Source organism: Streptomyces sp. NBC_00259, assembly GCF_036181745.1.
In the GTDB taxonomy this organism is placed as follows: domain Bacteria; phylum Actinomycetota; class Actinomycetes; order Streptomycetales; family Streptomycetaceae; genus Streptomyces; species Streptomyces pratisoli.
The window spans coordinates 5,983,951-6,003,930 of record NZ_CP108080.1 but is presented as its reverse complement, the minus strand read 5'-3'; the positions used below and the strand labels follow the sequence as shown (position 1 = coordinate 6,003,930).

General features: G+C 72.6%; 9 protein-coding genes and 5 pseudogenes. 2 read left to right on the top strand and 12 right to left on the bottom strand.

Translation table 11 applies throughout. The annotated features are described in order from the left end of the window. Nucleotides 1-172: 172 nt before the first annotated feature. On the bottom strand, nt 173-1,210 hold the full coding sequence (locus OG766_RS27140; protein WP_328726379.1) for an acetate/propionate family kinase: 1,038 nt from the start codon (nt 1,208-1,210) through the stop codon (nt 173-175). 533 nt (nt 1,211-1,743) lie between these two features. Here OG766_RS27140 and OG766_RS27135 point away from each other — a divergent pair. After that, the gene (locus OG766_RS27135) at nt 1,744-2,283 is read left to right on the top strand and encodes a phosphate-starvation-inducible PsiE family protein (RefSeq protein ID WP_328726378.1); all 540 of its coding nucleotides are present in this window, start codon (nt 1,744-1,746) and stop codon (nt 2,281-2,283) included. On the opposite strand, the pseudogene OG766_RS27130 reads toward OG766_RS27135, so the two are convergent. The 7 genes and pseudogenes from OG766_RS27130 to OG766_RS27100 form a co-directional block, all read right to left on the bottom strand. Then, a pseudogene (locus tag OG766_RS27130) lies at nt 2,257-3,678 on the bottom strand (FUSC family protein); the annotation flags it as partial. The gene OG766_RS27135 and the pseudogene OG766_RS27130 sit on opposite strands and share 27 nt — an antisense overlap. Nucleotides 3,679-3,713: 35 nt before the next feature. Beyond that, nucleotides 3,714-5,009 carry a TIGR02679 family protein gene (locus OG766_RS27125; RefSeq protein WP_328726377.1) on the bottom strand — a complete coding sequence of 432 codons (1,296 nt, stop codon included), beginning with the start codon at nt 5,007-5,009 and terminating at the stop codon, nt 3,714-3,716. Beyond that, nucleotides 5,000-9,127, bottom strand: a complete 4,128-nt coding sequence (locus OG766_RS27120) for a TIGR02680 family protein (RefSeq protein ID WP_328726376.1) — start codon at nt 9,125-9,127, stop codon at nt 5,000-5,002. Before OG766_RS27120 ends, OG766_RS27125 begins: the two co-directional genes overlap by 10 nt. Continuing rightward, a complete protein-coding gene (locus OG766_RS27115; RefSeq protein ID WP_266388035.1) occupies nt 9,124-10,368 on the bottom strand; it encodes a TIGR02678 family protein in 1,245 nt (414 codons plus the stop codon). The genes OG766_RS27120 and OG766_RS27115 overlap by 4 nt, the downstream gene beginning before the upstream one ends. Before the next feature lie 19 nt (nt 10,369-10,387). Beyond that, on the bottom strand, nt 10,388-11,950 hold the full coding sequence (locus OG766_RS27110) for a TIGR02677 family protein (RefSeq protein WP_328726375.1): 1,563 nt from the start codon (nt 11,948-11,950) through the stop codon (nt 10,388-10,390). A gap of 128 nt (nt 11,951-12,078) precedes the next feature. Continuing rightward, a pseudogene (locus OG766_RS27105) lies at nt 12,079-13,512 on the bottom strand (helicase-related protein); the annotation flags it as partial. Then, nucleotides 13,502-13,888, bottom strand: a pseudogene (locus tag OG766_RS27100) (aminotransferase class III-fold pyridoxal phosphate-dependent enzyme); the annotation flags it as partial. The pseudogenes OG766_RS27105 and OG766_RS27100, both read right to left, overlap by 11 nt. Before the next feature lie 225 nt (nt 13,889-14,113). On the opposite strand from OG766_RS27100, the pseudogene OG766_RS27095 reads away from it, so the two are divergent. Continuing rightward, a pseudogene (locus OG766_RS27095) lies at nt 14,114-15,766 on the top strand (PucR family transcriptional regulator). 92 nt (nt 15,767-15,858) lie between these two features. On the opposite strand, the pseudogene OG766_RS27090 reads toward OG766_RS27095, so the two are convergent. From OG766_RS27090 to OG766_RS27075, 4 genes and pseudogenes are all read right to left on the bottom strand, one after another. Then, a pseudogene (locus OG766_RS27090) lies at nt 15,859-16,052 on the bottom strand (DNA-binding protein). Between the two features lie 385 nt (nt 16,053-16,437). Beyond that, on the bottom strand, nt 16,438-17,217 hold the full coding sequence (locus tag OG766_RS27085; protein ID WP_328726374.1) for a dipeptide/oligopeptide/nickel ABC transporter ATP-binding protein: 780 nt from the start codon (nt 17,215-17,217) through the stop codon (nt 16,438-16,440). Further along, nucleotides 17,214-18,224, bottom strand: a complete 1,011-nt coding sequence (locus OG766_RS27080) for an ABC transporter ATP-binding protein (RefSeq protein ID WP_328726373.1) — start codon at nt 18,222-18,224, stop codon at nt 17,214-17,216. The genes OG766_RS27085 and OG766_RS27080 overlap by 4 nt, the downstream gene beginning before the upstream one ends. Next, the gene (locus OG766_RS27075; RefSeq protein WP_266388048.1) at nt 18,214-19,941 is read right to left on the bottom strand and encodes an ABC transporter permease subunit; all 1,728 of its coding nucleotides are present in this window, start codon (nt 19,939-19,941) and stop codon (nt 18,214-18,216) included. Before OG766_RS27075 ends, OG766_RS27080 begins: the two co-directional genes overlap by 11 nt. Nucleotides 19,942-19,980: the final 39 nt, after the last annotated feature.

Genomic DNA, 19,980 nt, shown 5'->3' with positions numbered 1-19,980 from the left:
GACGGCGTTGCACAGGGCAGCGTGTGGCTGGCCGGTAATCCTCGTGCCTGCCAATGGAGCGGTCGGCGTACAGGACCAGGCGTCGCCACTCCCCCGCGCTGTCCTGGTACAGGAGGCCGGTTCTGTGCGCGGGCCAGGTGAGTGTGGATGTGCGGGCAGTTGCCTTGGCCAGTCACACGCCGAGCACCCGTCGGGTCTCGGCGGCGATCTGCTGGGTCTCGCCGGTTACGACCACGAGGACCGGGACACCTCTCCCCACCTGATCGATGCGTCGGAGGCCTTCTCGCATCAAATGTTCCAGTTCGGGGACGAGTAGCCCGCCTCGTACGCCGAGAACAGTCAGGGCCGAGCAGATCTCCTCACGTACCTCGGGTTGGTCTTCGCCGATCTCCCCGGTGAAGACCAGCGCGTCCAGCCGGTCCAGCGAGGCGGCCATCGAGGCGATGCCCCTGCGGCAGCTGAGTGTGAACGTCGCCAGCGCCAGAGCGGCCGCGGCATCACCCTCCGCGCGGGCGCGCACCAGGTCCCGGGTGTCTCCCGAGGTACCGGAGAGGCCGAGCAGACCGGAATGCCGGTGGAGTGTGTCATCCAATTCGTCCGTGCGCAGACCGTGCCGCCGCTGCAGCCACAGCAGCGCGCCGGGGTCGAGGCTGCCGCTGCGCCGGCTCATCACCAGGCCTTCCAGCGGAGTGAGGCCCATGGTGGTGTCCACACTGCGTCCGTTCCGGACGGCGCAGGCCGAGCAGCCGCCGCCCATGTGCACGAGCACGACCTGGAGGTTGTCGACGGGGCGGCCCAGGGCCTGCACCGTCCTCTGCAGTGCCCACGAGTAGGAAAACCCGTGGAAGCCGTACCGGCGCAGCCCATATTCGGCTCGCCATCGCTCCGGCACGGCGTACGTCCGCGCCTCTGCCGGCAGATCCTTGTGAAAGACGGTGTCGAAGCAGGCGACATGAGGCACGTCGGGCAGGAGTTCTCGTGCGGCATCGACCACACGCAGGGCAGGGGTCACGTGCAGCGGCGCGAGATCGGCTACGTCCGCCAGCAGCGCCCGTACGCGTGCGTCGATCAGCGTATGTCCGGTCAGGTGCGGACCGCTGTGGACGATGCGGTGACCAACCGCCGCAGGAGCGGGCACCTTGCTGAGGAAGTCCCGCAGTTCCGCCGCCGCAGCAGGCCCCGGGGGCTCCGAGGCGTCTCGATCCGCCACCCGTTCACCGTCCGCCGCGAACAGAGCGATGTGAAGGCTCGAAGAGCCAGCATCGAGGACCAGTACGTGACCATCACGGCTCTCGTGGGAGCGGCCAGCACTCATCACACACCTGCAGTGCACTCGCGTCCTCCGGCACGGTGCGCCCGCCACGCAGCAATGGGCCCAGTACAGGTTCCCCGCTATCGCTTCGCGCTACTCCGGCAACGCAGCTCGTTCGCCGCCAGGGTGCCGTCGGTGTCCGTCTGCCAGCGGATGCCCCTGGCGGTGCGGGGCGCAGCCTCCGGCAGGCCGGGGGGCGAGGTCCCGGGCCGTCTCGGAGGGCAGGCCCCGGGTCGGCGACCAGGACGAACCCGCAGGTTCCTGCCGTTCGTGTCCGCGTCGGGCTGCCTCATACACCCTTGTCCTGCCGCCGGGTAGGGCCTCGTTGATGTCGAGCTTCGCCCCTTCTCCCAAGCTGTCACCACAGGGAGGGATCCGCTCGTCCACCCGTTCGCCAGCACGCCGCGCCTGCAAGCCGGGGCACCCCTAGCATGCTGGCTGTGCGACCCATTCTCCCGAAGATCGAGGGCGGCCGGGTACAGGGCGTCCTGCAGCTCATCGAGGACGGCATCCACCTCGTCGTCGCGGCGCTCCTCGTCCTCCTCGCGGGGCTCCTGACCGTCGGGGTCGTCCACGACGTCATCAGGTCGATCCAGGGGCCGTTCCGCGAGGAGACGGTCGTTCTCTCCGCCTTGGACAACGGCCTTGTGCTGTTCATCGTGGCCGAGCTGCTCCACACCGTCCGCCTCACCATCAGGAACCAGACCCTCGACGCGGAGCCGTTCCTCGTCGTCGGCCTGATCGCCGGCATCCGCAAGGTGCTCATCGTGACGGCCGAGGCGGAGAAGTCCTTCCGGTGGAACGTCGAGGGGATCGAACTGCTCATCCTGGCGGGGCTGATCCTCGTGATGGCGACAGCGGCGTACGTGTGGCGGCGATCGACGCGGCCGGGTGACTACTTCCCGCCGCTCCAGGAGGCGGGGCGTTCCCCGTCGCCTGAGCCGTCACCCACCCCGGTGCGCGGGTCCTGATCCGTCACCTTCCGCCGCCACGGCCGCCCGCGCCCGCTGCTCCTCGCGAGCAGAGCCGACGTCCCGTTCCAGGGGTGTGCGGCTCACGGCCGTCGCGAGGTCCTCCAAGGCTCGCTTCTGCAGTTCCGCCCCGCGCCGCACCACCGGGCTCCGGTCCCCGGCGGAGCGCTCCCACGCGTGGAGCGCCTCGTCCACGCGCCCCCAGTGCGGATTCCTGTGCTCGCGCACGTCGACCGCAGCCTGCGCGGTGTCCGCCTCCAGGGCCTCGGCGAACCGCTCCGCCTCGGGGACGAAACGGCTGTCGGCCCGCGGGACGTGGCTCTCCATGAGCATCGCCGCCCGGCCGAACCCCTCGAGCGCCTCCTGCGCCTCCTCCGCCTCGCGCGACGTCAGGCCCCTGGGGCGGACCGGTTCCTGCCTTGCCCGGTCGAAGGCCTCCTGCCAGGCGGCACGTGCGTCCCTGCTCGCCAGCAGGGCCCTGCGCATGTCGGCGCGATGCTCCTGGGTCGGTTCGGCGTGGCTGCGGAGCACCGCGGCCGCGTAGCGGCCGTTGGCGGCGAGCCAGTCCGCAAGTCGGCCCGGCAGCCGGGGCGTCTCCCATGCGGGGAACACGACGTACGCCAGCATTGCCAGGGCCCCGCCGAGCAGGGTGAGCACCACCCGCTCCGGGACCGTCTGCTCCCATGCCTGGCCGCCCATCCCGAGCAGGAAGACGACGTACGCGGCAGTGAAGCACTGGGAGTAGGCGTAGCCGGTACGGATCACCGTGTACGACAGACCCGCCGAGACCACGGCCAGGGCGCCGAACACCTGGGCGTCCGGCCCCAGGGCCCGCACCATCCCGGTGGCGAGCGCGACCCCCGCCAGGGTCCCGGCGAGACGGGCCACCGCACGCGCGTACGTCCGGTGGAAGTCCGGCCGCATCACCATCACCGAGGCGATGGGCGCCCAGTAGCCGTGACCCAGAGGTAGCCGGGCGGCGATCAGATAGCCGAGCGTGGCCACCGCCGCCAGGCGGACGGCGTGCCGGAACACGGGCGAGTCCCGGCGGAGCTCACGGCGGACCGCCCGGACGACGACCGGGAGCAGCCGGAACATTGTCGGACGCACCAGGAACTGGGCGCCCGCGGGGCCGGGCGGCGTGGGCGTCTTCCCGCGCCCGTCGCCGCTCCCGGCGATCTCCAACGCCTCGCCGAGCAGTTCCACGAGCCGCTCGGCGGCCTGCCGCGCGGTCCCCTCCAGCACCTCGTGCTGCTCCTCGACGCGCAGGACGTCCGCGGTCCTGGGCGGCACCTAGGCGGGAGTGCCGCGGCGGATCGAACGGGCGGCAGCATCCAGGACGTCGGCGGCCGCGTCGAGCAATTCCCGCGCGCGGTCCCGACCCGGTCCTGAGCTTCACGGCTCGGGAGCGGTCCGGGCCGCAACTGACCTCAGCGGGAGCGCCCATCGTGCTGGGCGGGCGCGTCTCTCCCGGTCGATATGCTGCGAGCTGCCTCAGCGCCCACACTGCGCCGCGGATGCTGTTCCTCGACACGGACACCCAGCTCTTCGAGAGCTCTGGGCAGATCCGGGTCCCAGGGTGCCTCGGTCGGGCGGCCGGTGAGGGGCGGACCGGCGACGCCCGCGCGCACCGCGTCACGGTAGTCGACGGCGGTGAAGCGCCAGGGGCGCCAGGGCACGTGGCGCAGCAACACTGAGGCGATGCGCAGCCCGCCCCAGTCGAAGTCCCCGTGGTAGTGGAGCGTTGTTCCGCGTTCGTGAAGGTGGCGAAGGAGGGCGAGGGCGGCGGCGGACGGCTGGCCCTGGAGGCAGACGAGCGGCGCGGACCGCGGGCCGTGTGTGTCGGCCGCAGCCGCGAGCACGGCGGGGTTCTCGCAGAGCCGGACCAGCGGCACGGAAGCGGCGGGCGGACACCGGGACAACTGCCGCAAGGTCAATACCGCCGGCTCGCCCTGCTCCGCCATCCAGTCCAGGGCGGAGGTGCCACGGAGGTTCAGGGTGAGGACGGTCGAGGACAACTCGTCGCGCAGCAGGCCCGCTGAGGCCCATGCCCGCCGACGCCACTCGGCTCCGGTACCGTCCGGGAAACCGGTCAACGCCCGGACGCCGGACAAGGTGAGCGTGACGAGCGGGATCCCGTCGTCCAGTGCGTGGGCGTCACCCAGGACGCGGGCCGCGAAGGCAGGCAGGGACTCCGGCTCGCCCACGGGGAGTGCGCGCAGAGCGGTGGCCACCCGCTCAAGGAGGTCATGGGCTGCTGCGGGGGTCCCGGCGAGCCGCCGTACCAGTCCGTCGCCACGGAGCCGGTCGGCCCAGGCGGCGAGGGCCGGATCCCGGTCGGCGAGGGCCTCGATCACGGCGTATGCCTCTCGCCACCCCCGCTCCTCGGCCTCGCGCGCCGGGCCGAGCGGCACGACCGGCCCGGTGAGCGCGATCACGGCTGCACCCAGGCCGTCGCGACTGATGCCGGAGCGGCGCAGAACCGCGTCCACCACGTCGAGCCGGACCGTCAGGGAGCGCCCACGCCCCGGGGAGCGACCCAGCAGGCGCTCGGCGGACGCCCGCTGGTCCTCCGTCGGCGTGCCGAGGGAAACGGGGCCGGTGAGCGACTGCCCGCGTTCCATACGACGTCGCGCGCGCTCGACCAGCCAGACGAGGCCGGAGTCGCCGAGGAGACGGCGCAGCCGCGGCTCGTCGATCGGTGCGGTGGCAGGCGTCAGGTCCACAGTTGGTCCTGGTCGGCCGTGGCTTCCGCGCGCGGTCCGGGCGCGGAGGCCACGGACCGTACCGGGTCCTCGCCCCGGGTCCTGCGGGTGCCGTCCCACTCCCAGCGGGTGACGAGCACCGCCGCGATCTCGTCGATCCGCGACAGCTGGGCAATGGCGATCCCGGGCACCTGCGGATAACAGGCCCACTCCCGTTCACTCGTCATCACCACGTCGAGGTCGAAGGCGTGGAGCAGGCCGAGGCACTTGGCGCGCGAATCGTCGTCGACCCCGGCGAAGGCCTCGTCGAGGGTGACGAGGCGTGGCGCGTGAGGGCTTCCCGCGCTGGCGTAGTGGGACGAGGCGGCGGCGAAGAGGGGTACGGAGACGGCGAGGACCCGCTCACCGCCCGACGCCGGCCCGGTGGCGGGGACCCAGCGGCCGTGCTGGTGCCGCTCGACGCCGAACTCGTGCCAGGAGCGATAGTCGAGTGCGGCCGTGAGGTGTTCGAGCCAGCTGCCGGAGGTGTCGTCGGTCTGCTGGCGGGCGATCTGCGCCTGGAGGAACTCGCCCACGGCCGCGCGGTCCTCGGGTGTCCAGGCGTCCGCCGACTGGCGCAGCCGCTCCCGGGCCTGGGCGAGACCGGGCGGTGCCTTGCGGGAGGCCCGCCACACCAGGCGCAGCTTCATGCCGGTGGAGGTGGGCCGGTCCTCAAGCTCGGCATTCATGTTCCGCACCTGCCGTTCCGCGGCGCCGATCAGCTCCTGGAGGGTGCCCGCGACCTCGGTGATCAGGTGGGTTTCGAGGATCTCGCGTTCGCGTGCGGAGAGGATGCGGGTGAGTTCGGCGACCTCGGCGGCGAGCGCCTCGGCGAGTGCCGGTACGGCCCGTTCGCGGCCCTGGTAGACGATGTCGACGACCATGCCGTCCTCCACCATGCGCGCGGAGGCGGTGTGCCCGTGCCGGGAGAGGGTGTCCTGAAGAGTCTTGAACTCCTCGCTGAGCCGCCGCTGGACGCGCTCCCAGGCCCCGTCCGAGTCGTCGGCCGTCGACAGCCCGACCTCGATGGCGCGGGCGAGTGCGATGGCGGGGGTGGCAGCCCAGGGTCCGTCGTCCCCGGCGGGAACGGCCAGGTCCGGCAGGGCGACCGTGATCAGGCCGGTTGCGGTGAAGCGCTGGAGGCCCGCGATGGCCTCGGCTCGTGCCGCGGCGGCGTGCTTGAGGTCCTTCTCCAGCTGGTCGATCCGGCCTTCGGCCCGGCTTGCCGCCTTCTCCGCCTCTGTGTGGCGCCGCCGGGCGAGCCGTCGGTCCGCGTCGCAGGCGGCGAGCGCCTCAGCGGTTTCCACGAGACGTCGCTCGAGGTCGGCGACGGCGGTGCCGACCGTGGATCGCAAAGTGGTGTGGTGCTCGTCCGTGCCGACGGCCTCCCGCTCGGCCTCCTCCGCACGGAGCGACAGCTCAGCCACCCGCTCGGCCGCCTGTCCGGCCTCGGTTCGCTCCTCCTCGACCTGGCGGGACGCCTCTCCCCGCTCCCGCAGGGCCGGCCACAGCGATGCCAGGACGGTCACGAGGGAGGCGACGGCCTCGCGTACGGCAGTCAGGCCGGACCGGTCGGCGGGCAGGCCGAGATCTGCGGCACTTTCGGCGAGTCCGATGGCGGCCCGCTCCGCGCGTTCGGAGGCCTCGGCGAGGACCGCAGCCCGCTCGGCGCGGCGCTCGCGGGCCCGACGCACGGTCTCGGCGGCGGTGGTGGCCTCGACGTGTGCCCGGGTGAGGGGGCCGTCATCCGGTACGTCGGCCAGCTCGGCGTCGAGGGTACGGCGGCGGGAGGCGACGGCCTCCGCCTGAGCCTCGACGGCTTCCGACTCCTCCTGGAGCGCAACGAGTTCGGTGCGCAGCTCGGCGATCCGGGCCCTGCGCGCGCTCTCCCGGGCACCCTCGCCGACGTACTCGGCGGCAGGCTTGGCCCAACGGCCGGTGAGTGCACCGACCCGGAAGCGGCCGTCCCCCGCCACCCAGGTCGCCGCCGGGCTGTCCGGGCCGGCGCCGACGGCGGCGAGCAGCCGGGCGACTGTCTCCTCGCCCACCGCCGCGGCCTGTACGTCATCGGGGTCCGGGGCCGGGCAGAGCAGCTGGGCGAGCGAGGGCCCGTCGACCGGTCCGGTTGCCGGGGCGAGCAGGGTGTCGTGCCCGTCGGCGGCGAGAACGTGACCGTCGGGAAGCACCCACGCGTCCAGCAGCCCGGATGCTTCCAGCGCCGCTTCCAGACCGGCCCGCTGCGGTGCCGGGAGCCCGTCGTGGAAGTCCACCAAGCGCCACAGCGGCGCCCCTGGCAGCCGCTCGCGCAGCCCCGGCGCGCGGGTGGGCAGGGGCTGGGGCGCCCGACGCCCGCCCTCCTCCAGGGCGGTGAGCTCCTCGCGTACGCGAGCGGTGCGGGCGGCCAGCTCCGACCGCCGGCGCGCGGCTTCGGCGGCCTGGTCGGCCAGGCCGGCCGACGCGGCGCTGTGAGCGCGGGCCGCGTGCACGCGGGCCGGGTAGGGCCCGTGGAGGTGTCCGGTCCACTCCTGGAGTTCGTCCAGCAGGCCGGCCGGGTCGGGATAGGCGAGTTCCGTCCAGGTCAGGCCGCGGTTCCGTACGTCGTCGAGGAGCGCCCGGCCGACGTCGGCCACGGCCTCCTCCGCCCGCAGCTGTGTGCCCGTCGCCTGGTCGAGCTCGGTGTCGGCCTCGTCGAGGCGTAGGGCTTCCCCCCTGCGTACGGCGGCCGCTCGCTCGGCCGCATCGGCCAGGCTCTCCGTGTGCGCGAGCGCGCGACTGCGGCGTTCCACCGACTCCTGGGCAGCACGCCGCAGTTCGGGCTCGGACAGGCGGTCGTCGTCGGGAAGGTCGATCCGTGCGGCGGTGGCGTCCTCCCGCGCACGGCGGTAGGTGTCCTCGGCCAGCTTTTCGGCGGTACGCAGCCGGGTCTCGGCGGCGCCGAACCGCCCCAGCGCCTTTGTGTGGTCGCGCGCGGCCCGGTCGCGGTCGTCCCTGGCCTGGTTCAGGGCGTGGGCTGTGCGCTCCACCGCCTGGGCCGCCCGCTCCAGCTCCCGGGCGTCGCGCATCTCGGGGCCCTCGCGCAGGGCGGCGTCCTGGGCGTGCAGGCGCACCTCGGTCTCGTCGAGCGCGGCGAGGTGCCGCTCGGCCGCCTCCCGTTCCTCCTCGGCCTGCGCGTGCGCGGCCTGTGCCTCGGCGAGGTCCCGCTGCAGGTGCTCGTAGCGCGAGTGCTCGGCGCGTGGGAGACGGGCCCGGCGTCGGGTGGCAATCCTGGCGTAGCGCCGGTAGTGGTCCAGGAAGGTGGAGGCGGCCCGCTCGGCGGCGGAGGCGGCGGCCAGTTCCTCCTTCTCCTCGTCCAGGGAGCGGAACGCCTCGGCCACGTCGGCGATGACGGCCTGGTCCACGGGCGGCAGCGCCTCGGTGAGGGCGCGGGAGAGGGCGGCCTCGTTGGGGCGCTTGGACAGCTGGGGCTGACGGAGCTGGATAAGCAGGTCGACGAGAGCGCCGTACCGCTGCTCGCCGAGCCCGAACAGTGCCTCGTCCACGGCCCTGCGGTAGGTCCGGGCCTGGTCGTACACCATGCCGTGCCCGGCGATCGCTTCAGCGAGACGATCTCGGGAGAGCGCGGTGCCGGTGGCGTCGACAAGGCTGAGGGACCCGGCCGTGGCGGCTCCCGGGCGGTGGTCGACGCGCTGGCCGGTGACCGCGTACCAGTGGCGGGCGATGCCGCGTCCGCTGACGGCCTTCAGTCCGCACAGCAGCGTACGGAAGTGGTTCTCTCCGCCGGCCCTGTCGCGTCGGCCGAACTCGATCCAGGTGTAGCCGAGGCGTTCGGGGTGCGGGTGTTCGCCGCCGAGGAGCAGGTTCCACTCCATCCGCTTTCCGGGATCACCGTCCGGTTCGACACGACGTGAGGTCAGGTCTCCGTCGAGGAGGAACGGCAGGGTCAGGGCGAGCACTTTGGACTTGCCGGTGCCGTTGTTGCCGCGCAGCAGCAGTCGGCCGTCCCGGAAGTGGAACTCCTCCACGTCGTAGTGGAAGAGGTCGACGAGACCGATGCGCAGGGGCTGCCAGCGGGAGCGCCGAGGGGCGGGGAGGTCGGTCACGGCTGGCTGGCCTTTCGCTGCGCGGGCATCCGCGTGGTGCCGGGGGTACGGGCTTCGATGACGACGGCCTCACCGACCGCGTATCGGGAGAGGGCCGGGCGAGGTACCACCCCGCTTGCTGTGCGGGAGACGAGCCCGAGAGCAGCGAGCCGGGCGACGGCCTGCTCTACGAGTTCGCCCTCCATACCCGGTTCACGCGCGGACTTGGCCCAGAAGCCGCCGTGCTCGTCGGCGAGTTCCCGTACCCGCTGGGCCAGCCGCTCGGTGGTGACCGGGCCGGTGGCGGCGGCCAGGTGCTCGGCGAGCAGCAGTGTGATGTGCCCGTGGGTGCCCTGTTCGGGCATACGGACGTCGGTGAGGTCGTCGTCGGGGTCGACCATGGCGATGCCCTCGGCGCGGACCTCGGGGACCAGTCCGGTCAACTCGGTGATACGGGCGGTGAGGAAGCCGCGCTGGCGGGTGAGGTAGCCCAGTTCGGCGTCGGTCAGTTCGTCGTAGTACAGCACGGGGTCGTCCAGGAGGCGGCGGGTCAGGTGCCGGCGCAGGGCTCGGAAGCGCAGTTCGTCGCTGTCCAGGGCCGTCTCGGCGACGAGTTCGTGCAACCGGTCGTCGAAAGACTCGGCGTGCACGGTGGAAGGGCCGCGCCGGGTGGCGAGCAGCCCGGCCAGCACCCGCCGCTCGACGTCATACAGGACGTCTCCGGCGCCGCTGACGTACGCCTCCTCGTCCCCTGCGACCCGGCGCAGTACGCCCAGGCTCAGCAAGAGCCGCACGACGGCCGCGAGGTCTAGGCGCTCGTCGCGCCGGTCCAGGGTGAACTCAATGCCGACGTCGACCAGTTGAGGGTCGGCTGCGTCGAGGACGATCTGGTCGGCGAGGCGGCCGAGGGCGATCTGGGCCTCCGAGCGTTCGAGGGCCGCGAGAGCGAGGCAGAGCAGGACGTAGCGGCGGCGGGTGAAGGGGGAAGCGGCTCGGGTGGCCTCGCGGGCGGGGTGCGTGGGGTCGGTGAGGACACCGGGAATCTTGCGCAGCCGGGCGGCCTCGGCGTCCACCTGCAGGGACCAGCCGGTGTTGCGGTCGAACCACTCCCGCAGTTCGGAGGCATGGCGGCGGACGAGCCGGAACTCGTCGGCGTAGCGGCCGCGCGCGAGCAGAAGCGGCTGCTTCAGCAGCGCCCGGGCGGCCTTGCGCAGGTCGGCGGCGTGCTGTCCGTCGAGCACCTCGGCGAGCGGGGCCGTCACGGGTGAACCCTCCTCTTGGTCATCGGTCGCGGTCTCCGTCCGTCAGATCGATGATCTCGATGAGGTGGTCGGGGCCGCGGAAGGTCCCGGAAGGGGTAGCGATCTGCGCGGTGCCGCCGTCGGCGAGGGCGCTGAGCCGGATCTCCATGGAGCCGTCGTTGCTGCTGGCCACCGTGTGCCGCATGCCGGGCCGCCACGTGGCCAGGGCGTCGCCGAGCAGTTGGAGGAAGAGTCCGAAAGCCATCGGGTCGAGCTCGCCGAGTTCGGAGAGCCGCGTGGTCCCGTCGGTGACGAGCCGGGCGCGGGCCGCCGCGGTCTCGGCGGCCTGTTTGGCGGCGACTTCGGCGAGGTGCCGGCGCCGGTCCTGCCGGTCCTCGACCTTGCGGGGCTTGCCGCGCCGCTCGTAGCTGCCGGTGCGGCGCAGCTGGGGGCTGATGCGCAGCGGCTCGGCGGCGGCCCAGGGCGTGGCGGCGGGCACCGGCCCGGCCGCTCGGGCGGCGAGGGTGTCGGCGTCCACGGTGAGATGGCGTGCGGGGTGGAGTCCGAAAGCGGTACGCCACAGCCGGTGACGGGAGTCGTCGTCGGGGGCCTCGGCGAACCAGCGGGCGAGCGTACGGAAGTCCGCGGACCGGTCGGAGCGCCCGGCCCGGCGCTCCCCCAGCGCCCTGACGACGGCGAGCAGTTGGGGGATCGCCCCGAGCGCCCGGCCGCGCAGCAGCCGGGCCTGCGACTCGCGCCCGTCCCGGCTGATGAACCACGCCCCGAGCCCGTCCCAGCGACCGGTCCACCGCTCGTACGCCTGCTGCTCGGCCTGCCCGGACTCTTCCGGGGTGGCGTCGGCGGCCTCGCGTCCGGCGGCGGCCCGCAGCAGGATCCCGATGCGGCCGCCCTCCTCCAGCTCCAGGATGAGCTGGGCGATGCGCCCGCCGAGGGTGATCAGGTCCTGGATGAACCGCTCCAGGTACTGGACGAGCCGGTCCTTGTAGGCGAGGAAGACCTCTTCCTCCACCTCGTGCAGGTCGATGGTGCGCTGCAGGGACCCCATGAACGCACGGGCGTTGTCGGCGAGGGCGCCGAAACGGCTGGCCAGCGCGTCGAGCGCCAGGTGCGTCTTGGCGGGGTCGGGCCGCTCGTCGGCGGAGAGCACGAGGAGAGCCCGCAGCTGGGTGACGATGTCGTGCAGCGCGACGGCCTGGAGTGCTCCGCGCCGGCCGAGCGCCTCGTCGTATCCGGCGAGGGCTTCCTCGGCCGCTTCCCCGGCGCGGGTGAGCTGGTAGATGAACCGCTTGCGGTAGAAGTCCTCGACGGCTGTGACGCGGGCGGTGTCGGGGTCGGCGCGCAGGTTTCCCCACTTGACGAGGCTGTCCAGCGTCTTGACCACGGTGTCCAATTCGGCGGGACGAACGTCGGCGGGCAGCGCGGCGTGCACGTCCTCGGGCCGCAGATGGACGGCGAACCGCTCCTTGGCGCCGACGAAGACCCGCATCACCTGCCGGTAGAGCTGCATGTTCGGGGCCGTGAGGTGGGCGAAGGGGCTGTAGCCGTCGGGCCGGTGGGCGGGGGCGGTGGCGCTGTCGGTCATCGCCGCCCATTGTCCCGTACGCCGGTTTCGCGCGGGCGCGGTCGCCGTATTCAGGCCGCTGCCGATTCCGGCGGCGGTCCGTCGGCCGGCCGGGAAGGTCGGGGCCACACCCCGACGGATCGAGGACGTCACCGGTCGCACCAGAGGAAGCGCACCGGCTCCTTGAGCACGGCGGCAGCGGATTCCGTGTCGGCCAGTCGGGACGACAGAGTGGCCTCGGCAAGGCGCGGTGGAAGGGCGTCGCTGAACTTCAGGCCCCGCAGGGCCCGTTCATCGACGCCTGGAAGAGACAGGCGGCTCGTCGCGTCCTTCGTCGCCTCACCCCAGCTGCGCGTCCTCACGTCCTCCCGCAGCCGGATCCAGCGGTCATTGATCTGCTGCCCTGGCACGGCGACCATGTCGAGGGTAGCGGCGAGCGTGGCATTCGTGTGGTGCCCCGCCCAGGTCCACCAGCGCAGATGGCCACCCGCATCGCGGATGATCAAAGTGCCGCCGGGGTGAACCCGCTCCAGGTACTCCTCGCGCGCCTGACACAGTGCGCTGCTCGCCCGTTGGGTCAGGTTGACGGGCGGGTCTTCTCCCAGGAGGACCTGTCGTTGCGCTCGGGTGAGTGCGTAGGACCCGGCCGGGCCGAACCCTGCGCTGCTCCACTTCGCTTTGCCCCCGCCGTCGACGGGTTCGACGAAGCAGCGCTTGCGGCGCCAGTCGATGTAGGTGACCTGCCAGCTCCGGCCGGCCAGCGGCAGACGGCGCGGGCCGTCGACTCGTTCGGTGAGCAGGCTGGGGTCGGTGCGGCCGATCTCGGCCCGCCCTTGCAGGACGGTGAACTGGGGAGGGGCGGTGAAAACCGCCGTGAGGTTCATGAAGTGGCGCTGCCCGAAGCGGCGTTCTGCCTCAGGGCCGATGAACAGCAGCCCACTGTCCCGGTCCAGATACCCCTCGTCGACGAGGTGGCGCACGATCGGCTCGGCTGACATCCCGAAGGGGCCGAACCCGTTCCACCACTCCTGCCACAGATGCTCACCGACACGGTGTTCCAGCAGGCAGAGAGCGAGGAGCTGCTGGGCGACAATGTGCCGGGGCTCCGGCGGTGCCACGACAGGCTCCACCCAACCTTGAGACCACTTCAGCAACAGTCCCGCGGCCTCCAGCAGCTTGTCCGCGTCCAGCGCGAGGAACAGGCAGTTGCGGGCGGTTCCCGCACGGCGTCCGGAACGGCCGAGACGCTGGAGGAAGGAAGCTACCGAGGCGGGGGCGTCGATCTGGATGACCCGGTCCAGGTCACCGACGTCGATGCCCAGCTCCAGGGTGCTCGTGGAGATGATGACGCAGTCGCGGGCCTCGGCGAAAGCCGCTTCGGCACGTCGGCGTTCGTCGAGTGACAGCGAGGCGTGGGAGAGGAAGGTGGTAACGCCCTTCGCCCGCAACTTCTCCCCGAGTTCCTCGACGAACCGCCGCGATTCGCAGAACACGAGGCGCTTTTCACCGCGATGCAGGGCAGCGATCACCGTGGCCGTGTTGTCGAGCGAGCCGACGTGATCGAGCTGGATGTCTCCCGGCGGCACCGCCGTGGCAGACCAGGACGTTCGGCCGGCCGGTGGCCTGACGGGCCAGCCGCAGCGCCGCCTCCACGGCCTCACTGCCGGAGTTCGTGAAGAACAGGCTGTCCAGACCGGCCGGCAGCACCTCGCCGAGCATCTCGACGAGCCGTCGCAGCGGCTGGTGCATCACCGTCGTGTACTGGCCGTGGACGAGCGTGTCCACCTGCTCCTGCGCCGCCGCCACGATCTTGGGGTGGCAGTGCCCGGTGCTGGTGACACCGATCCCGGCGGTGAAGTCGAGGTAGCGGCGGCCGTCCTCGCCGTAGAGGTGGACGCCCTCGCCCCGGGCCGCCACCACGGGCGTGGCCTGACGAATGTGCGGCGACAGTGCGGTCATGTTCGTCTCCCGGCGTGGGTCGGCGGACTGGTGCGGTCCCCCGAGCATCTCCGCCGCCCCGCGGGGAGCCAACGCGCGATCTGTCCGGCGATGGCCCGGTGTTCGGACGTTCTGTCAGGCGCGGGGCCTGAATGCGGCGCTCCCTGCCCCGTCCAACCCAGGCAGAACACCTCTTGCGCAGGTCAGCAGGGCTTGGCACAGTGACCGGGCACTCAGGGAGAAACCGTGAACGACAACACCTCGACGGCGCGACCGCCGGACACGGGCGCCCCGGACAGCAGTCCGCCCGGCCGCGCTCTCACCATCGCCGACGTCCTGGCCCTGCCCGTCCTGGCCTCCGGACAGCCCCAGGTCGCACCGGCGAAGCCCACCTCGACCGGCCGGTCCGCTGGGTCCACATCACCGAACTGACCGACCCCGCCTCCTTCCTCAAGGGCGGCGAGCTCGTCCTGACCACCGGCATGCCCCTTCCCGAGGAGCCGGCAGGCATCCGACGCTACGTCGACGAACTCGCCGGCATCGGGGCGGCGGCCCTGGTCATCGAACTCGTACGGCGCTACCACCGCCCACCCGAAGTCCTCGTCCACGCCTGCCGCGCCCGCGGGCTGCCGCTGATCACCCTCGCCAAGGACGTCAACTTCCTTGAGGTCACGCAGGTCGTCCACGCCCTCGTCCTCGGCAACCAGGCCGAGGCGATGCGCCGCACCCAGCGCGTCCACGAGGCGTTCACCAAGCTGACGCTGCGCGGTGCCGGACCGGAGGACGTCATGCGCGCGGCGGCCGAGATGAGCGGCCGCACGGTCGTCCTGGAGAACCTGGTCCACCAGGCGCTGATCTGCGAGCCCTCTGGCACCACCCTGGAGGAAGCACTCACCGATTGGGAGCAACGCTCCAGAGCGACCCCGCCCGGCGACCGCACGAGCCAACGCGGCCCGGAAGGCTGGCTCACCGCACCGGTCGAATACCAAGGCGAACGCTGGGGCCGCGTGGCCATGCTGCCCGCCCCCACCGCCGAACCCGCCTTCGGACCGGAGCACGTCACCGTCCTGGAGAGAACGGCGATGGCTCTGACCGTCGCCCGCCTCATCCACCCCACACCATGGGAACGCACCGCACACCGCAACGCCCTTCGCGACCTCGTCGAGCAGCGCCACCGCTCCCCCGAAGACGCTTACGCCCGCCTGGCCGCACTGGGCCTGCCCACCGAGAACAGCCGTTTCCTCACGGTCGTGGTGGACCTCCCCGCAGAAGACACCACAGCGAATCCCGAGACCCGCCTGTCCCAGGACCTGCACACGACGGGAATCCCGACACTCATCGGCAAACTGACCCCCGGCCGCCTGGGAGTACAGCTCGCCCTGAGCCCCTCACACCCCTGGCACCACGGTCGAACGGCTGAGCCACGCCGCGCTCGACCTCTCCCCGCAGGCCGTCGTGAGCGTCGGCTCCGAGGTCGACGACCTCACCGACGCCCCCCGTTCCTTCCACCAGGCAACCCGCGTGGCCGAGGCCACCCCGCCCGACCAGCCCCTCCCCCCGGGCCGCTCCTTCCACGAACTCTCAGATGTCGGCCTGCGCCGCCTGCTGTACGCGCTCCGCGAGGACACCCGGATCCAGCAATACGCCGAACAACAACTCGGCCGCCTCCTCTATCACGACACCCGACACGGCACCGACCTGCTGACGACCCTCCGCCACTACCTCGACGCCGCCGGCAACAAGACCAGCGCCGCCCGCCGCGGCGGCCTGTCCCGCGAGACGTTCTATCAACGCATGCGCACCATCGAGCGCCTGCTCGACTGCGACCTCGAATCCGGCGAACAGCGCACCGCCTTGCAAGTGGCCCTCACAGCCCTGGACGTCCTGCGAGTCCGCTGACGGATCACTGAACGGAGCAGGTGCCGAGCAGGAACCTGCGGAACGGATCCAGCACACATGAGGACGGGAAACCCCGCGAACATCGTTGGCCATCAGGCAGCCCTCCGCAGGGTGCCACCACGCCGGCGTATCGGCTGAATGGTGTGAGCATCGATGAACGCGCCCAGCGCGCTTTCCGGGATGCGTACATGGCGGCCGACTTTGACGAACTGCGCTGCTCCGCAATCAGGCGACGCGGGAAGCGCGGCCTTCGCGCTGACCTGCCGGCGGATCCTGATGAAGCCAGGCCGCCGGCACTCGGTGGAAAAGGCCAGGGCCTCGCTGGGACGCTGGCCGGTGCCCGACTGAAGGTAGACGGTGAGCCGGTACTGCGGCGCGATGTGCTCCGCGATCAGATCGACCTCGCCCGGCGTGGGAATCATGACCAAGCCCAACAGCCGGCGGCGACTGGCTTGCGTCCAACGCCACACAACGCTCGGGGTGGCGCCCAGGGTGTGGTGCGCGGTCGTCGCTGTTCTCCCCGGCCCATGTGACGCCCCCGTACGACGCGTCGGTATTGGCCCGTCCGTGACGTACGTAGTCGCGCATTTGGCGCAGGGTGAACGGACTGGCCGACGCCATGAACGGCAGCAGCACGGTGGGTAGCCGCAGACCGCCCACGGGTCGCTCTCCTAGGCACCGCGCCGCGCCGCCGCCAGCAGTTCCCTCGTGTGCGGGTGCTCCGCCGCCCCGTGCAGCGCCTGCGCGGACGCCGTCTCCACGATGCGGCCGGCCTGCATCACCGCCACCCGGTGCGCCATGTGCCGGACCAGTGCCAGATCGTGGCAGATGAGCAAGTACGCCAGCCCGAGCCGCTCCTGTAGGTCCGTCAGCAGATTGAGCACCCCGGCCCGTACGGATGGGTCGAGCGCGGCCACCGGTTCGTCCAGTACCAGCAGTTGGGGGTCGCTCGCCAGCGCGCGGGCCACGCCCACCCGCTGGCACTGGCCCCCGGACAGCTCGTGCGGCAGTCGATCGCCGTGTGCCGTCGCGTCCAGGCCGACCAGCTCCAGCAGTTCGGCGACCCGGCGCGGTCCGGAGCGCGGATCCCAGCGGCCCTGGACGCGCAGCGGTTCGGCGACCGCGTCCCGTATCCGCCGACGCGGGCTCAGCGAGCCGAACGGGTCCTGGAACACCGGCTGGAACCGCAGGCGCAGCGGCCGCAGCTGCGGCTCGTCCAGGGCTGTGAGCTCGTGCCCGTCGAACCACACCTCACCGCTTTCGGGGCGGCGCAGCCCCAGTACCGCCGAGGCGGTGCTCGACTTGCCCGATCCCGATTCGCCGATCAAGGCCAGCGTCTGACCGGCGGCCAGTTCGAAGGAGACCCGGTCGACGGCGAGCCGGGGCGGGACCCGGCGGTTACGGCCCGGGTAGCGGACCACCAGGTCGCGCACGCTGAGCAGGGTGGTCATACGACTCCGTTCCTGAGGAACAAGTCATCAGCGGGGAAAGGGAGTCGCGCCGAGTGGTGGCAGGAGACCAGCGACCCGCCGGGCCCGGCCGGCGTCGGCTCGGGCTCCTGTGTACGGCAGCGTGCGTCGGCCAGCGGGCAGCGCGGCGCGAACGCGCACCCCGGAAGCGGGCCCGAGGGCGGAACCCCGGCGATCGCCGGAAGTCTGCGGCCGGGCACCGGTTCCTCGGGCGGCAGCGAGGCGATCAGCCCGGCGGTGTACGGGGCCCGGGGGCGGGCGAAGACGCCTTCGACCGGGCCGGACTCGGCGTGCCGTCCCGCGTACATCACCAGCACCCGGTCGGCGCGGTCGGCGACGATTCCCAGGTCGTGGGTGATGAGCAGGAGCGCCGCGCCCGTTGCCTCGCGCTGTGCCGCCAGGACGTCGAGGACCTGCCGCTGGATGGACGGGTCGAGCGCGGTCGTCGGCTCGTCCGCGATCAGCAGCTCGGGCTCGTTGAGCATGGCCATCGCGATGGCCGCGCGCTGACGCATCCCGCCGGAGAACTCGTGCGGATACGCGCGGGCGCGGCGGGCCGCGTCCGGGATCGCCACTCGCTCCAGCGCGGCGACCGCCCGCTCGCGCGCCGCCCGTCGGCTCACCCCGCTGACCGACCGTACGACGGCGGCGAGTTGCGCCCCGACGGTGTGCACCGGCGACAGCACGGAGAGCGCGTCCTGCGGTACATATCCGATACGCCGCCCCCACAGGCCCGCATACACAGCCCGGCGCGCCCCGAGCAGCTCCAGCTCCCCCAGCCGCACGCTGCCCGTGACCCGGGTGGAGCTCGGCAGCATCCCCAGGACCGCGCGCGCGGTCAGCGACTTTCCCGCGCCCGACTCACCGACCAGGGCCAGGACTTCACCGCCGCGCACATCGAAGGAGAGCCCGCGTACGGCGTGGGTGCCCGAGGGCAGGGCGATGCGTAGATCGCGTACGGACAACAGGGCAGAGGTGTCATGCGGCATGGGTGCTGCGCCTTCGGGTCAGGGGGAGTGCGGCCAGCGATACGGCCAGGCCCGCGAGCAGGGCGAGCGCGCCCGCCGGGGCGAGGGCCGCCCACGGCGCGCGCTCCATATACGCACGCGACTCGTCCAGCAGCAGCCCCCACTCGGGCGTGGGCGGCTGCGCGCCGAGCCCCAGGAAGCCGAGCGAGGCCAGCGCCAGCGCGATGCCCGGCAGCCGCAGCACGGCGTGCCGCACCACGGGCCCGGCCACCGAGGGCAGGACGTGACGTGTGAGGATCCAGTACCGGCTGGAACCGATCGCCCGCTGCGCCGCGAGAAAGCCGGAGGCCCGCACCTCCTGGACCAGCGCGGCGGCGTGCGCGGCCAGTGGCGGCCACGAGACCAGCGCGACCGCGAGCGACGCGCCGCCCGTGCCGGGCCCGAGGGCGGCGGAGACGAGGATGCCCACGATCACCGGCGGCAGCGCGTTGGCGATGTCCGACGCGCCCGCCGCGACGGACGGCAGAAAGCCGATCGCCAGCGCCAGCAGGCAGCTGACCACGCAGACCGCGAAGGCGACGCCGACGGTCGCCGCCGCGCCGTGCCCGATCCGCGCGAGCACGTCCCGGCCGAGCCCGTCGGTGCCCAGCGGATGCGCCCCGGAGGGGGCGGCCAGCCGGAGCGCGGTGTCCACGGCGTACGGATCGCGCAGCAGCCCCGCGCCGACGATTGTGGTCAGCGCCGCCCCGAGGACGATGGGCACGGCGGTACGAAGCCGTCCGAGCACGGGCGGCGGGGGTGCGGCCAGCGCCAGTTGCGCGTCGCGCAGGCCGGGGCCGAGCAGCCGCCGTCGTATCAGATGGGTGAGCGCGCCCGCCAGCAGCCCGAGCACGAGAAGCGCCAGCACGGCCCCCTGGAGCATCGGCAGATCCTGGGACTTGGCCGCGCCCAGCGCCGTACGTCCAATGCCGGGAATGGCGAATACGGTCTCGACGGCGACCGCGCCGCCCGTCAGGCCGACGGCGACCAGTCCGAGTTGGGGCAGTACGGAGGGCAGGGACCGGCGCAGCGCGGCAGCCGCGATACGCCAGGCGGTGACGCCCGAGGCGCGCCACAGCTCCGTCCAGCGCTCCGCGAAGACCGCGGGCAGCGCGTCGTCGACGAGACGCCCGAGCAGTCCGCCCGCGGGAATGCCCAACGCCAGCGCGGGCAGCACCAGATGGCTCGGCCCCTGCCAGCCGGAGGTCGGCAACAGCCCCCACCACACCCCCAGGACCAGCAGTCCGACGGTGGCGAGCAGGAACTCCGGCAGGGACACCAGGATCGCCGCGGCCGTCCCGGACCGGTGGCGTGCTGTGGCGCGTGCCCCGCGTACCAGCGGTTCGGCGCAGAGCGCGGTCGCCGTCACCAGCGCCACCAGCAGGGACGCGCCCATGAGCCCGAGCGAGACACCGAGCCCGGAGAGCACCGACGGCAGCACATCGGCGCCGGACACCCAGGAGGTGCCGAGGTCGCCGCGGACCAGGCCGCCCGCCCAGTCGCCGAGCAGGCTGAGCGGCCCCGCGCCGAGCCCGAGATCGTCCCGGATCGACGCCAGCGCCTCGGCGGTGGGCTCCTGTTCGGCCGAGCGGGCGCGGAGCACGGTGAGCGCCGGGTCGCGCCCCGAGAGCCAGGGCAGCAGCCCGACGCAGGCCGTCACCGCGGCCAGCCCGGTCACGCGAGTCAGCGCAGCCCTCATGAAATGACCCTCATGAGTTGAGCCTTCATGAGTTGAGCT